Here is a 14,490-nt window from a genome sequence, read left to right on the forward strand (position 1 = left end):
ATGAGAAAAGAATTATGTACGACTGGCTGAACGCCCTGCCCAAGGCAGAATTGCACCTGCACCTGGAAGGCTCGCTGGAGCCCGAGCTGTTGTTCGCCCTGGCCGAGCGCAACAAAATTGCCTTGCCTTGGGACGACGTCGAAACCTTGCGCAAGGCGTATGCCTTCAACAACCTGCAGGAGTTCCTCGACCTGTATTACCGGGGTGCCGATGTGTTGCGCACGTCCCAGGATTTCTATGACCTGACCTGGGCGTACCTGTTGCGTTGCAAAGAGCAGAACGTGATTCACACCGAACCGTTCTTCGACCCGCAGACCCACACCGACCGTGGCATTCCGTTCGAAGTGGTGCTCAACGGCATCGCCGCCGCGCTGAAGGATGGCGAGCAGCAACTGGGCATCACCAGTGGTTTGATCCTGAGCTTCCTGCGCCATCTGAGTGAAGACCAAGCGCAGAAAACCCTCGACCAGGCGCTGCCGTTCCGCGATGCGTTCGTCGCCGTGGGCCTGGACAGCTCCGAAATGGGCCACCCGCCAAGCAAGTTCCAGCGCGTGTTCGACCGTGCCCGTCACGAAGGCTTCCTGACCGTCGCCCACGCCGGTGAAGAAGGCCCGCCCGAGTACATCTGGGAAGCCATCGACCTGCTGAAAATCCAGCGCATCGACCATGGCGTGCGCGCCATCGAAGACGAGCGCCTGATGCAGCGAATCATCGACGAGCAGATCCCGCTGACCGTGTGCCCGTTGTCGAACACCAAGCTTTGCGTGTTCGATCACATGTCGCAGCACAACATTCTCGACATGCTGGAACGCGGCGTGAAAGTGACCGTGAACTCCGATGACCCGGCGTACTTCGGCGGTTATGTCACCGAGAACTTCCATGCGCTGCACACCCACCTGGGCATGACCCAGGATCAGGCCAAACGCCTGGCGCAGAACAGCCTCGATGCGCGGTTGGTGAAACCGTAAGGTTCAGCGCCAAAGCCCGGCGGGAGCGAGTGCGTTCGCTCCCACACCGGTGCACTAAAGCGCCATTTCCAACTCGCTCTCCTGGGCAAAGCGATGAATTTCGCGTTGCCCTGAGGCCGTCACCTGCAAGGCTCGGGAATCATTGGGCAGGCTCAGCCACCCCGACTGCATGAACAGCTGCAACAGTGCCGCGCCCAGCGAGCCGCCCAAGTGCGGGCGTCTTTCGCTCCAGTCAGGGCAGGCGCAGGCAACCCTGCCGTTGTGATGGGCCAGCGCCTGGATGAACACGCCCCGTGCCGCCAACTCCGTCGCGCCCTTGAGCGTGACCGTGACCCGCTGATCAAAGTGTTCGATCCAGCCTGCCTCCAGCAGTCGCTGATACAGATCGGCGGACAGGGTGCCCCCCAAGTGATCGTCGCACAGTCGGGCACTCAACAATGACGAACGCACCGCCCGGGGTTTGGCGAGAGGCACATTGCGCTTGAATACGTCCGGAATATCCTGGGGTGCGCTGGCGAAGGTCGCGCTGGCCAGTGCTTCGATTGCCGCCCCGACCTCGGGAGCGGCCAGGCGGAAGAAGCGTTTGCGGCCGCGGTTTTCAACCCTCAGCAGACCTCCGGCGGACAAACGTCCCAGGTGTGCACTGGCCGAAGACGGTGACAGGCTGGCCAGCAATGCCAACTCTTCGGTTGTTCGCGCCGAACCATCCATCAAGGCCCACATCATTGCGCTGCGCTTTGGGTCAGCCAGCAATGTGGCGATCTGGCTGATGCAAGGTGCATGTTCCATGTATTCACTCCCTGTTGAATCGTTTCGTCTACTGTCCAGAGAAATCTTGACCAGTAATGTGTCGTCGGCCAATCCGTGGAAACTGCCATAAGCCCGGCAACGCCTTGCTCACTCATTAGCGCTGCCTGACCGATGCTGCGAAGGCCAGAAGGATGACCGTGCAGCCGGGCCGACTCGAACGTGGACCCGCCATTGGGGATCGACGCTACTTACATGATGAGGGCGCTAGTATATGCGGGTTGGTCGGCGGATCCTTTCCTCCGCCCGGCATAGGTGGTGATCGTTCCTGAGGGAAATTTCTCTTTTTTCGTGCGACTAATGATCGATTTCCGCAAAGCCTGGAAATTGACTGCTCAAAAGGGTGCAACGGCTGGCAAGCATTTCACGCAACAGGTTCACCGGCTTACTCAATTGTGCGCGATGGGCGCACAACAGATTCAACGGTGCGCGCTCACAGAGCAGCTCCGGCATCAGCACCTTCAAGCGGCCGGCCAGTACATCGGCGGCCACATCGAGCCAGGACTTGTAAGCGATCCCGGCTCCTGCCACGACCCAAAGGCGCACGACATCGGCATCGTCACTGAAACGATCGCCGCTGACGGTCAGGCTGACTTCGCGTTTGCCATCGTGAAAACTCCAGTGATCGTGGACCCGGCTGCCGAGCATGTACAACAGGCAATTGTGCTGTGCCAGTTGCTCCAGATGCCGCGGCTCGCCATGCCGGGCCAGATAGCCGGGAGCGGCGCACAGCACCCGGCGGTTCTGCGGGGCAATGGGCAGCGCCACCAGGCTGGAGTCCTCCGGCTCACCGTAGCGCAGGGCAATGTCCACCGGTTGGCGGAACAGGTCGGCGATGCGGTCCCCCAGCAGCAGACGCACGGTGAGTTTCGGGTGCTCGCGTTGAAACTCGTCGAGCCAGGGCAGCAGCAGGTTGCGGCCAAAGTCCGATGGCGCCGACAGTTGCAGCACCCCGCTGACCTGGTCCTGACCACTGGCCAGCAATCGCCGGCCCTCGTCGAGATTGCTCAGGGCCGCGCGGGCGTATTCGAGAAAGCCCTCGCCTTCGGCGGTCAGGCGCAGGCTGCGGGTCGAACGGGCCAACAATCGGGCGCCGAGTTGCTGTTCGATGCGCTTGAGCGCCGCACTGGCCACCGCCGCCGACATGTCCATGCCCCGCGCGGCGGCGGACAGACTGCCCAGGTCCGCCGCCCGGACAAACAACTGCAAGTCATCGAAACGCAGCATCAGAGCACCGATTATCAAAAAAATATTGAAAGAGACTGCTCTTTTAGCCGGTTTTATCTTCAGGAGAAATAGCCAATCATCTGCCTCATCGAATCTCTTCTTTATTAGTCTTCCGGAGCCCCCCATGAAAGCCATTGCCTACTACGCCTCGTTGCCGATCAGTGACGACAAGGCTCTGCAAAACATCGAACTGCCGGAGCCAGTCGCCGGCCCCCGCGACTTGCTGGTGGAAGTCAAAGCCATCTCGGTCAACCCGGTAGACACCAAGGTGCGCCAGAACGTCCAGCCCGAAGGTGGTGCGGCCAAGGTGCTGGGTTGGGATGTGGCCGGTGTGGTCAAGGCGGTGGGCAGTGAGGTGACGCTGTTCCAGGCCGGCGACAAGGTGTATTACGCCGGCTCCATCGCGCGTGCGGGCGGCAACAGCGAGTTGCATGTGGTGGACGAGCGCATCGTCGGCCATATGCCAAAGACCCTGGGTTTCGCCGAGGCCGCTGCCCTGCCGCTCACCGCGATCACGGCCTGGGAACTGTTGTTCGAGCGCCTGCAAGTGCGCGAAGGCAAAACCGACGAAGGCCAGAGCCTGTTGATCGTCGGCGCGGCGGGTGGCGTGGGCTCGATGCTTACGCAACTCGCTCACCAACTGACGGCCCTGAAAGTCATCGGCAGCGCTTCGCGTGCGCAGACCCAAAGCTGGGTGAAGGAACTGGGCGCCGATCTGGTGATCGACCATAGCCAGCCACTGAGCGAAGCACTCAAGCGTGCCGGCGTGGATCAGGTCACCCACGTTGCCAGCCTGACCCAGACCGACCAGCACCTGGACCAACTGGTCGAGGCATTGGCGCCCCAAGGCAAGCTGGCGCTGATCGATGACCCCAAGTCGCTGGATGTGACCAAGCTCAAGCCCAAGAGCCTGTCACTGCACTGGGAATTCATGTACACCCGTTCGCTGTTTGAAACCGCGGACATGATCGAGCAACACAACCTGCTCAATCGCGTCGCCTGGCTGATCGACGCCGGGACACTGAAAACCACGGTGGGCGAACACTTCGGCACGATCAACGCGGCCAATCTGCGCCGTGCCCATGCCCTGCTGGAAAGCGGCAAGGCCAAGGGCAAGATTGTGCTGGAAGGGTTCTGAAGCGCTGAAAAAAACCGCCGCTGATTTCATCGCCTTCTGCTGTTTTCCGTCTGCGAGCGGGACGCCCCGGTCGCAGACAGCCTCTGTGGGCCCCCTCGAAAACCCGTGTTTTTTTAGTTACAACCGTCAGTCCGACAGTTGATCCTTGTCACAATGGTGACCGTATACGGGACTACAATCGAATCTCCTGCGAGGCATTCTTTTGCGTAACGTCTTTTACAAGACATCTTTTACGAGACATCTTTTGCGAGAGGAGTTCGGCTATGAAGATCCTGATAAAAGAACTGGCAAAGTCCCAGTGGCAAGTTCGCTTAGACCAACATGCTGTGACGTTCCGCAGCGAAGCAGAAGCTCGCGCCTTCACGCGTACCCTTGAAGCCCGCATCCAGGCCCCTCATCAGATTCCCGTCCTCCTCCCGCAGCGTGCAGCCGGCTGACTCCGGCCTCAAACCTGGGCTTGCGCCAGCGCCCGGGCATTTTGCAAACGCCGGGTGAGCACCGCTGCGCTCACCACCAGAATTCCACACAGGCTGATGACCATGGCCATTGGCACGGCGCTGCCGTCGTGCAATACGCCCACCAGCGCAGAGGCGCCGGCAGCCACGCTGAATTGCAGGCAACCGAGCAGCGCCGACGCGCTGCCGGCCCGTGCACCCTGCCCGCTCATCGCGCAGGCCGCGGCGTTGGGACTGATGCAACCGAGGCTGGCGATACAGATGAACAATGGAATCAGCAGCGGCCATAGGTGTGCCGGGTGCAGAGAGCTGACAGCGAGCAGGGTCAAACCGGCCGCCAGATAAACCCACACCGCACGCGCCAGCAAGAACGTCGGGCCACGCTTGGCCAGTAACTGCGCGTTGACCTGCGCCACCAAAATGAAGCCCGCCGCATTGGTGCCGAACAGCCAGCCGAAATGCTCGGCCGGAACGCCGTAGAGCTTGATGATGATGAAGGGTGAACCGGCGATGTAGGCAAACATCCCGGCGATGGCGATACCCCCGGTCAAGGCATGGCCAAGAAATATCGGGTCAGCCAGCAACCGGCCGTACTGACGCAGCGCACCCGACAATGGTTGACGCGGCATGTGGGCCGGCAAGCTTTCCGGCAATCCCGTTGCCACCGCCAGCCCTGCCAGCGCACTGAAACCGGTCAACGCCAGGAAGATCGACTGCCAGCCTGTGGTGTTGACCAATAACCCACCCAGCAATGGCGCGAGGATCGGGGCAAGCCCCATCACCAGCATCAACTGCGAAAAGACTTTCGCCGAACCCACCGCATCACATTTGTCGCTGACCACCGCCCGGGAAATCACCATCCCCGCGCAACCGCCCAACGCCTGGATGAAACGCGCGCCGATCAGCCACTCCAGGTTCGGCGCATAAGCGCACGCCACGGAGGCAGCGGTGAACAGGCCGACACCGGTGAGCAACGGAATGCGTCGCCCGAAACGATCCGCCACCGGGCCATAGGCCAACTGACCGATGGACAAGCCGAGGAAGTACGCCGCCAATGTCATCTGAACGTGATTTTCGTCCGTCCCGAAAGCCAGGGCCATGGCCGGGAAGGCCGGCAGGTAGAAATCGATCGCCAGCGGACCGAAAGCGCTCAAGGCGCCGAGAATCAGAATGGTACGGAAGTTCATCAGGCATCCAGTGGGGCAGAAGTCGGCAGCCCGACAGTCTAGCCGCGCATGGACGCCTTGAACATTCCGGTAGCTCGCTAACTATCAAATTCAGGCCAGTTTGACGCCGTAACCCTCTTCGCTGATCGCCTCGATCACTTGCTGGGCGGTCAGCGCACTTTCGACACCGACCTCCCTGGCCGCCAGATCGACCTGCACGCTGGCCGCCGGGTCTTTGGCCTGGACCGCCTGAGTGATGGCCTTGACACAGTGACCACAAGACATGCCTTCAACGTTGAACACTTGCATGGGATGACTCCTTTTCCGAGGTTTGAACCCAGTTTCGAGCTTGCCACCATGGCAAGGTCAAGTTCTGAAGCTAGCTGCCGGGCTGGCAATCGGCGCGACGCTCGGCCAAGCTGCGTCCATCAATGACTCGAACTCAGGAGATTCAGCCATGCGCTGGTCAGTTTTCAGCCTGTTTGGTTTTCTCAGCCTTTTCGCCGCCGTGTCTTCGGTCAATGCTGCCGGTCAGGATTATGGCGTACTGATCATTTCCCGCGAGCGCCTGGAAGTCGCGACCAGCTGCGAGATTGGTGTGTACATCCAGGATCAACTGGCGGCGCGGCTGTTCCAGGAACAGAGCACCTCGTTCAACCTGCCGCCGGGCATCGTCTCGCTGCGCCTGAAACTGCTGCCGGGCCAGGTCCCGGGTTGCAGTCCGGGCATGCTCGCGCCGGGTTCGCAGGATATCCAGCTCAAGGCCGGCGATGTGCTCAAGTACCGGATCGCGATGACGCAGGAAGGGATGTACCTCAAGCGCGCCGGTCTCGGCTACTGATCGGCTGCTTGATCTGAAACATGGCACTTGACCTTGCCAGCATGGCAAGGTTGATCCTGTGGTCATCTACTACAGGGAGTGCGACTGATGTCCGAATCCACCACGTTCGACCTGCCGATTGCCGGCATGACCTGCGCCAGTTGCGCCGGGCGGGTCGAGCGCGCTTTGAGCAAAGTCATTGGCGCCAGTGCCGTCAGCGTCAACCTCGCCACTGAACAGGCGCGGGTCCAGGCACCCAGCGACAGCCTGCCGGCCTTGATGGATGCCGTGGCCAAGGCCGGCTATAGCGTGCGGCAACAGAGCCTGGAATTGAGCATCGACGGCATGACCTGCGCTTCCTGCGTCGGTCGCGTCGAGCGTGCGCTGGGCAAGATTGTCGGAGTGAAAAGCGTCAGCGTCAATCTGGCCAACGAACGCGCCCACCTTGAACTGCTCGGCCAGATCGATCCGCAAACCTTGATCGCAGCGGTGACCAAGGCTGGCTACAGCGCCAGCGTATGGGAAGCCGAACACCCGCCAACCGACAACCAGCAACAGCGCCTGCACCGCGAACGCCAAGCCTTGATCATTGCCATCGCCCTCGCCTTGCCGCTGGTATTGCCGATGCTGCTACAGCCATTCGGCGTGCACTGGATGCTCCCGGCCTGGGCGCAATTTGCCTTGGCCACGCCGGTGCAATTCATCTTCGGCGCACGGTTTTACATCGCCGCGTGGAAAGCCGTGCGCGCCGGGGCCGGCAACATGGACCTTCTGGTCGCCTTGGGCACCAGCGCCGGGTATGGCTTGAGCCTGTACGAATGGGCCACCGCCGCCGGGCGCATGCCGCATCTGTATTTCGAAGCCTCGGCAGTGGTGATCGCCCTGGTGCTGCTGGGCAAGTACCTGGAAAGCCGCGCCAAGCGCCAGACCGCCAGCGCCATCCGCGCCCTCGAAGCCTTGCGCCCGGAACGGGCGATTCGGGTGATCGATGGCCACGAGCAAGACGTCGCCATCAGCGCCCTGCACCTCAATGACCTGGTGATGGTCAAGCCCGGCGAACGCTTCCCGGTGGACGGCGAAGTGGTTGAAGGCCAGAGCCACGCCGACGAAGCCCTGATCAGCGGCGAGAGCCTGCCGGTGCCCAAGCAGCCCGGCGACAAAGTCACCGGTGGCGCGATCAACGGTGAAGGTCGATTGATGGTGCGTACCCAGGCCCTCGGTGCGGAAACCGTGCTGGCGCGGATCATCCGTCTGGTGGAAGACGCCCAGGCTGCAAAAGCGCCGATCCAGAAACTGGTGGATAAAGTCAGCCAGGTGTTCGTGCCCACCGTGCTGCTGATTGCCCTGGCTACCCTGATCGGCTGGTGGCTGTATGGCGCGCCGATAGAAACCGCGCTGATCAACGCCGTGGCGGTGCTGGTGATCGCCTGCCCGTGCGCCCTAGGCCTGGCCACGCCGACGGCGATCATGGCCGGCACCGGCGTGGCGGCGCGCTACGGGATTCTGATCAAGGACGCCGAAGCACTGGAGCGTACCCATGAAGTCAGCGCGGTGGTATTCGACAAGACCGGCACCCTGACCTCCGGCGCCCCGCGCATCGCTCATCTGAGTGCCATCGACGGGAATGAGGCGAGCCTGCTGCAATGGGCCGGCGCCCTGCAACGCGGCAGTGAGCATCCGTTGGCAAAGGCTGTTCTGGGTGCCTGTGCCGAGCGTGGATTGAAGGTGGCCGATGTCAGCGACAGCCAATCCCTGACCGGCCGCGGCATCGCCGGCAACCTCGAAGGGCGTCGCCTGGCGCTGGGCAATCGTCGCCTGCTGGAGGACAGCGGCTTGAATGCCGAGCCGTTGGCCGACTCGGCGACCGACTGGGAAAAAGAAGGCCGGACCTTGTCCTGGCTGATCGAGCAATCCCCCGAACCCCGCGTGCTGGGCCTGTTCGCCTTCGGTGACACCCTCAAGCCCGGCGCGCTGCAAGCGGTGCAACAACTCAGCGCACGGAACATCAGCAGCCACCTGCTGACCGGCGACAATCGCGGCAGCGCCAAGGTGGTCGCCGAGGCGCTGGGCATCCACGATGTGCATGCCGAAGTGCTGCCGGCGGACAAAGCCGCCACGGTCGCCGCACTGAAACAAACCGGCGTGGTGGCGATGGTCGGTGACGGTATCAATGACGCCCCGGCACTGGCCGCCGCCGACATCGGCATCGCCATGGGGGGCGGCACCGACGTCGCCATGCACGCAGCCGGCATCACCCTGATGCGCGGCGATCCGCGACTGGTGCCGGCCGCGCTGGAGATCAGCCGCAAGACCTACGCCAAGATTCGGCAGAATCTGTTCTGGGCCTTCGTCTATAACCTGATCGGCATTCCGCTGGCGGCGTTCGGCTTCCTCAATCCAGTGCTGGCCGGTGCGGCCATGGCGTTGTCGAGCGTCAGCGTGGTGAGCAATGCGCTACTGTTGAAAACCTGGAAACCCAAGGACCTGGAGGACAACCGATGAACATCGGCCAAGCGGCCCGCCACAGTGGCCTGAGTGCAAAGATGATCCGTTATTACGAATCCATCGGCCTGCTCAAGGCGGCCCATCGCACCGACAGCGGTTACCGGGTGTACGGCGATGACGACCTGCACACGCTGGCGTTCATCAAGCGCTCGCGGGACCTTGGGTTTTCCCTGGAAGAGGTCGCCAAGTTGCTGACCCTCTGGCAAGACCGCCAGCGCGCCAGCGCCGATGTGAAAGCGTTGGCCCGCCAGCACATCGATGAGTTGAACCAGAAGATCCGTGAACTCGGCCAGTTGCGCGACACCTTGCAGGACCTGGTTGAGCACTGCCAGGGCGATCATCGGCCGGATTGCCCGATTCTGAAGAATCTGGAGTCGGGATGTTGTGCTGACCCCGTGCGTGCCTGACCTATTGGTGTTGGATGTACCGACGCCTTCGCGGGTAAGTCGGATCGCCGCACCGCCGCTCCCACAGGGTTTGTGGTGTATGAACATGTGTGGGCCGGCTCAATCCTTGTGGGAGCGGGCTTGCTCGCGAAGGCGTCGTATCAGTCGACATCAATGTTGCATGACTCACCGCTTTCGCGAGCAAGCCCGCTCCCACATTAGTTCTCCAGTGTTTGGAAGTAGACACCCACAAAAAACCCGGCCGAAGCCGGGTTTTTCTTTATCCGATCACTGCATCCAAGGTGGAGGCGGTTCTTCGGTCTTGCCCGGCGGAGCATCGTCCGCCGCGCGTACGGCCTGCTTGCGCTCTTCATCCAGGCGCGCGGCCTCGATCTCGCGCATGATTCCGCCCACGTCGGCCAGCTCTTCCGTGTCGGCGAACTCGCCGGTCAGGACACTGGCCGGGTGCAAGGTGCCAGCCTCGTACAAGGCCCACATTTCCTTGGCGTACTTGGTCTTCTTCAACTCCGGCGCAAACCGCCCGAAGTAGGACGCCATGTTGCCCACATCGCGCTCCAGCATGCTGAACGCGTGGTTGTTGCCCGCCGCGTCCACTGCTTGCGGCAGGTCGATGATCACCGGACCTGTCGGCGTCAGCAGCACGTTGAACTCGGACAGGTCGCCGTGCACCAGACCGGTACACAGCATCAGCACGATCTGGGAAATCAGAAACGCGTGATACTCGCGGGCCTGATCCGGCTCCAGCACCACATCGTTCAGACGCGGCGCGGCATCGCCGTACTCGTCGGCCACCAGCTCCATGAGCAGCACGCCTTCGAGGAAGTCGTACGGCTTGGGCACGCGCACACCGGCATTGGCCAGGCGGAACAGCGCCGCCACTTCGGCGTTCTGCCAGGCGTCTTCGGTTTCCTTGCGGCCAAACTTCGAGCCTTTGGCCATCGCCCGGGCCTGACGGCTGTTGCGCACCTTGCGGCCTTCCTGGTACTCGGCCGCCTGACGGAAACTGCGTTTATTCGCCTCCTTGTAGACCTTCGCGCAACGTAACTGGTTACCGCAGCGCACCACATAAACAGCTGCTTCTTTACCACTCATGAGTGGGCGCAGCACCTCGTCGACCAGACCGTCCTCGATCAGGGGTTCAATGCGTTTTGGAGTCTTCATCAGCTTTTATTGTGGGTCCTTTATTACCAAACACGCGAAAGTCATTCGTTATACGGCAATCCACTCACCGGGGGGAGGGGTTGTCGACTTATGAACATTGCAGAAGCACACAATGTACCGATTTCATCAAGTAAAACCGACGACCGCCATGGTCGTTCCAGATCATAGCCGAGCCTGCGTCACTTGTTGTGCAAGGGCATTGAGGGCAATTGCGACAGAAGCTGACACCACCGTTCATACCTTCCGTAGGATTTTTCCCAACAGGCCTCAATTTCCTCCGACAACAGCCGAAGTCCTTAGTGACAAAGTGATTTGTCCGACAATCGCTCCCCCAACAATAGCGATGCCGCACTCAAGGATCCGGGTTGACCAAGAACGTTTACGGCTGCCAATAAACCGCGAGTCATCTGCACTGCGTGGGCCTACAAGAAAATCTGGAGCGCGGATGAACATCAAACAGAAGTTGACCTGGGCGTTTGCAATCATCGCCTGCCTGCCCGTGGTGCTGGTCGCCACCCTCGTTGTGCTGAACCTGCGCAGTGATGCCAGGGACGAATTCATCGACGGCAGTGCCCGCGAGATTCGTCAGGTCAGCAACGCGATGCAATTGTTCTTTGACGGCATCAGCCAGAACGTCGATTACCTGGCCAAGCAGCCGTTGATCCGAAACTCCGACGACAGCCTCAAGACTTACATGGCCGCCAACGCCGAGAGCGTCCCTCAAGGCGAGGCTGACAAAAAAGTCTTCGCCCTGCTCCAGGATCTGGGCAACAGCCACCCGGCCTACGCCTATGCCATCCTCGGCACGGCGGCGGGCGGTTACGTGTCGTGGCCGGATGATCCGAAGCTGAGCAACTATGACCCGCGACAGCGCCCCTGGTACAAGGCCGCCCAGGCCAAACCGGGCAAGCCGTTGCGCACCGAGGCCTACTACTGGGCCCAGGACGACGCGACCTACGTCAGCACCGTGCGCACCATCGACAACAAGCTGGGCACCAACGGCGGCGTGGTCAGCATCGACGTGACGCTCAAGCAGCTCACCGAAATCGTCAAACAGATCAAGCTCGGTGAAACCGGCTACCTGATGCTGCTGGAAAACACCGGCATGGTCCTGGTGGATCCGAAACAACCGGAACACAACTTCAAACCGCTGAACAGCCTTGGCGACGGCTACGCGCAACTGGCCAAGGCCGGCAAGGGCCTGGTGGAAGTGGAGCTGAACGGCGAGCACTACATGGCCAACGTCTGGCCATCGGAGCAATTGGGCTGGACCTTCATCGGCCTGATCAAACAGGACGACGTGATGAGCTCCGCGACCCAGTTGACCTGGTTGATCGCCATCATCGCCGCCGTCCTGGCCGTCATCTTCGCCATCGTCGGAGCCAGTTTTGCCAGCCTCATCGTGCGCCCGATCCGCAGCGTGGCCAGCGGCCTGGAAGGCATCGCCCAAGGCGAAGGCGACCTGACCCAGAACCTGCAAATCCGTGGCAACGATGAAACCGCGCAACTGGCCAACTGGTTCAACCAGTTCCTGACCGCGATTCGCAACCTGATCCAGAACATCGGCGGCGCGGCGGGCAAGATCCTCGCCACGTCCAAGAGTTCGACCCAGGTCTCCAGCGACATGGCCGAAGCCGCCGGACGCCAGCGTGAAGCGGTGGACATGGTCTCCACGGCGTTCCACGAAATGGTCGCCACCGCCAACGAAGTCGCGCGCTCTTGCAGCCAAGCGGCGGAGTCTGCCGACAGTGGCCAGCGCCAGGCGCGCGAAGGTCAGCAGCAGATCGACGCGGCGGTGAACAGCGTGGATCGCCTGAGCCAGGAAATCGAACAGTCGGCCCAGTCGATGCAACAGCTCGAACGCGACAGCAACGACATTCAGTCGATCCTCGGGACCATCCGCTCGATCGCTGAGCAGACCAACCTGCTGGCGCTGAACGCCGCGATCGAAGCGGCCCGGGCCGGTGAACAGGGACGCGGTTTTGCCGTGGTGGCTGACGAAGTGCGGGCCCTGGCCAAGCGCACGGCCGACTCCACGGCGGAAATCGACGGACTGCTGGGCAACCTGGCCAAACGCACCAGCCAGGTGACCCAACAGATGCACGCCAGCCTGGAAGTGTCCCAGCAATCGGTGACACGCATCGGCGAGGCGCGCAACAGCTTCGGGCAGATCCGCGAGTCGGTGGACGTGATCCGCGACATGAACACCCAGATCGCCACGGCGGCGGAACAACAGCATCAAGTGGCCGAAGACATCAACCGGCACATCAGCCAGATCCATGGCGATGCGCAGTTGGTGGCGGAGCTGGCCAACTCGGCACGTCTGGACTCACAAAGCCTGGCCGGGTTGTCGAATGAGCTGGACGGGTTGGTGCGCAGGTTTCGTACATAAGCGAACCGATCAACTGTGGCGAGGGGGCTTGCCCCCTCACCACAGGGATACTCAGTGTACTGGCCCCCTGAGCTAAACACTCAGCGCTCGATAATGGCAGTCACACCCTGCCCGCCCGCCGCGCAAATCGAAATCAGTCCCCGCCCCTTGCCCGCCGCATCCAGCAACTTCGCCAGGTTGGCGATGATGCGCCCGCCCGTGGCGGCAAACGGATGCCCCGCCGCCAATGAACTGCCCTTGACGTTGAGCCTGCTGCGATCGATCGAGCCCAGCGCCGCATCGAGACCAAGACGGGTTTTGCAGTATTCCGGATCTTCCCATGCCTTCAAGGTGCACAGCACTTGCGCGGCGAAGGCTTCGTGGATTTCGTAGTAGTCAAAGTCCTGCAAGGTCAGGCCATTGCGCGCCAGCAAACGCGGCACGGCGTAGACCGGCGCCATCAACAACCCTTCGGCGCCGTTGACGAAATCCACCGCCGCCGCCTCGCCGTCACGCCAGTAGGCCAGAATCGGTAACCCGCGTGCCTTGGCCCATTCCTCGCTGCCCATCAGCACCAGTGACGCGCCATCGGTCAGCGGTGTGGAGTTGCCTGCGGTCAGGGTGCCCTTGGCGCTTTTCTCATAGGCCGGCTTGAGCGCGGCGAGCTTTTCCAGCGTGGAGTCCGGGCGCAGGTTGTTGTCGCGGGTCAGGCCCAGGAACGGCGTCATCAGGTCGTTGTGCCAGCCCTCGGCGTAGGACGCGGCCAGTTTCTGATGGCTCTCAAGCGCCAATTGATCCTGTGCCTGGCGAGGGATGTTCCAGGTCTGGGCCATCAGCTCGCAATGCTGGCCCATGGACAATCCGGTACGCGGCTCGCCGTTGCGCGGGAATTCGGGGATCAGATGCCTGGGGCGCAATTGCAGAAAGGTTTTCAGTTTGTCGCCGGTGGTTTTCGCGCGGTTGGCTTGCAGGAGGATTTTGCGCAGGCCTTCGCTGACACTGATCGGCGCATCCGAGGTGGTGTCCACGCCACCGGCAATGCCGCAGTCGATCTGGCCCTGGGCAATCTTGTTCGCCACCAGCAGCGCCGCTTCCAAGCCGGTGCCGCACGCCTGCTGGATGTCATAGGCCGGAGTGGTGGGCGACAGTCGCGAACCCAGTACGCACTCGCGTGTGAGGTTCATGTCCCGCGACAACTTGAGCACCGCCCCGGCGACCACTTCGCCGATGCGTTGGCCGTGCAGGTTGTAGCGTTCGATCAGGCCCTCGAGGGCAGCGGTGAGCATCACCTGGTTACTGGCCGTGGCGTAGGGGCCGTTGGAGCGGGCGAAGGGAATCCGGTTACAACCGATGATCGCAACGCGGCGCAGTTGGGTCATGAAAAGCTCCTGGTGAATGATTCAAATCGAAAACCGCCCCTGTAGGAGCGAGCCTGCTCGCGATGGCGGCCTGTCAGCTACATTGA

Annotated in this window: 13 protein-coding genes and 1 pseudogene; 8 read left to right on the plus strand and 6 right to left on the minus strand. The window is 61.8% G+C overall.

Annotated elements, in window-relative coordinates:
* The first annotated feature begins 14 nt into the window (after positions 1-14).
* Complete coding sequence (locus KGA85_RS25190; protein WP_223460161.1) at positions 15-968, plus strand: adenosine deaminase; 954 nt, start codon at positions 15-17, stop codon at positions 966-968.
* 54 nt (positions 969-1,022) lie between these two features.
* On the opposite strand, the gene KGA85_RS25195 is transcribed toward KGA85_RS25190, so the two are convergent.
* Both KGA85_RS25195 and KGA85_RS25200 read right to left on the minus strand, forming a co-directional pair.
* Positions 1,023-1,757 (minus strand): ArsR/SmtB family transcription factor, encoded by a 735-nt coding sequence (locus KGA85_RS25195; RefSeq protein WP_223460163.1) that lies wholly within the window; start codon positions 1,755-1,757, stop codon positions 1,023-1,025.
* A 315-nt stretch (positions 1,758-2,072) separates the two neighbouring features.
* The gene (locus KGA85_RS25200; protein WP_223543465.1) at positions 2,073-3,002 is read right to left on the minus strand and encodes a LysR family transcriptional regulator; all 930 of its coding nucleotides are present in this window, start codon (positions 3,000-3,002) and stop codon (positions 2,073-2,075) included.
* A gap of 124 nt (positions 3,003-3,126) precedes the next feature.
* Here KGA85_RS25200 and KGA85_RS25205 point away from each other — a divergent pair, with 124 nt between their 5' ends.
* Both KGA85_RS25205 and KGA85_RS25210 read left to right on the plus strand, forming a co-directional pair.
* Positions 3,127-4,140 carry a zinc-binding alcohol dehydrogenase family protein gene (locus KGA85_RS25205; protein WP_223460167.1) on the plus strand — a complete coding sequence of 338 codons (1,014 nt, stop codon included), beginning with the start codon at positions 3,127-3,129 and terminating at the stop codon, positions 4,138-4,140.
* A gap of 263 nt (positions 4,141-4,403) precedes the next feature.
* Complete coding sequence (locus KGA85_RS25210) at positions 4,404-4,577, plus strand: hypothetical protein (RefSeq protein ID WP_223448310.1); 174 nt, start codon at positions 4,404-4,406, stop codon at positions 4,575-4,577.
* Between the two features lie 8 nt (positions 4,578-4,585).
* Here KGA85_RS25210 and KGA85_RS25215 read toward each other — a convergent pair whose 3' ends face one another.
* Both KGA85_RS25215 and KGA85_RS25220 read right to left on the minus strand, forming a co-directional pair.
* A complete protein-coding gene (locus KGA85_RS25215; RefSeq protein WP_223460169.1) occupies positions 4,586-5,782 on the minus strand; it encodes a multidrug effflux MFS transporter in 1,197 nt (398 codons plus the stop codon).
* A gap of 90 nt (positions 5,783-5,872) precedes the next feature.
* Positions 5,873-6,070, minus strand: a complete 198-nt coding sequence (locus KGA85_RS25220) for a heavy-metal-associated domain-containing protein (RefSeq protein WP_223460170.1) — start codon at positions 6,068-6,070, stop codon at positions 5,873-5,875.
* Between the two features lie 148 nt (positions 6,071-6,218).
* Between KGA85_RS25220 and KGA85_RS25225 the strand changes: the two genes are divergently transcribed.
* From KGA85_RS25225 to cueR, 3 genes are all read left to right on the plus strand, one after another.
* Positions 6,219-6,602, plus strand: coding sequence for a hypothetical protein (locus tag KGA85_RS25225; protein WP_223533783.1), 384 nt, complete (start codon positions 6,219-6,221; stop codon positions 6,600-6,602).
* 87 nt (positions 6,603-6,689) lie between these two features.
* On the plus strand, positions 6,690-9,083 hold the full coding sequence (locus KGA85_RS25230) for a heavy metal translocating P-type ATPase (RefSeq protein WP_223460175.1): 2,394 nt from the start codon (positions 6,690-6,692) through the stop codon (positions 9,081-9,083).
* Entirely contained in the window at positions 9,080-9,493 is a 414-nt protein-coding gene (gene cueR / locus KGA85_RS25235) for a Cu(I)-responsive transcriptional regulator (protein ID WP_223460177.1), read from the plus strand. Before KGA85_RS25230 ends, cueR begins: the two co-directional genes overlap by 4 nt.
* Before the next feature lie 267 nt (positions 9,494-9,760).
* On the opposite strand, the gene KGA85_RS25240 is transcribed toward cueR, so the two are convergent.
* Positions 9,761-10,654: a PA4780 family RIO1-like protein kinase gene (locus KGA85_RS25240; RefSeq protein WP_223460179.1), complete on the minus strand. Its 894-nt coding sequence runs from the start codon at positions 10,652-10,654 to the stop codon at positions 9,761-9,763.
* 445 nt (positions 10,655-11,099) lie between these two features.
* On the opposite strand from KGA85_RS25240, the pseudogene KGA85_RS31485 reads away from it, so the two are divergent.
* Positions 11,100-12,188 (plus strand): annotated as a pseudogene (locus tag KGA85_RS31485) (cache domain-containing protein); the annotation flags it as partial.
* Between the two features lie 129 nt (positions 12,189-12,317).
* Entirely contained in the window at positions 12,318-13,046 is a 729-nt protein-coding gene (locus tag KGA85_RS31490) for a methyl-accepting chemotaxis protein (protein ID WP_371317838.1), read from the plus strand.
* An 80-nt stretch (positions 13,047-13,126) separates the two neighbouring features.
* Here KGA85_RS31490 and KGA85_RS25250 read toward each other — a convergent pair whose 3' ends face one another.
* Positions 13,127-14,404, minus strand: a complete 1,278-nt coding sequence (locus tag KGA85_RS25250; protein ID WP_223535122.1) for an acetyl-CoA C-acetyltransferase — start codon at positions 14,402-14,404, stop codon at positions 13,127-13,129.
* Positions 14,405-14,490 lie beyond the last annotated feature (86 nt).

Origin of the sequence: Pseudomonas sp. GL-B-12 (assembly GCF_019955895.1) — a bacterium.
GTDB lineage: Bacteria > Pseudomonadota > Gammaproteobacteria > Pseudomonadales > Pseudomonadaceae > Aquipseudomonas.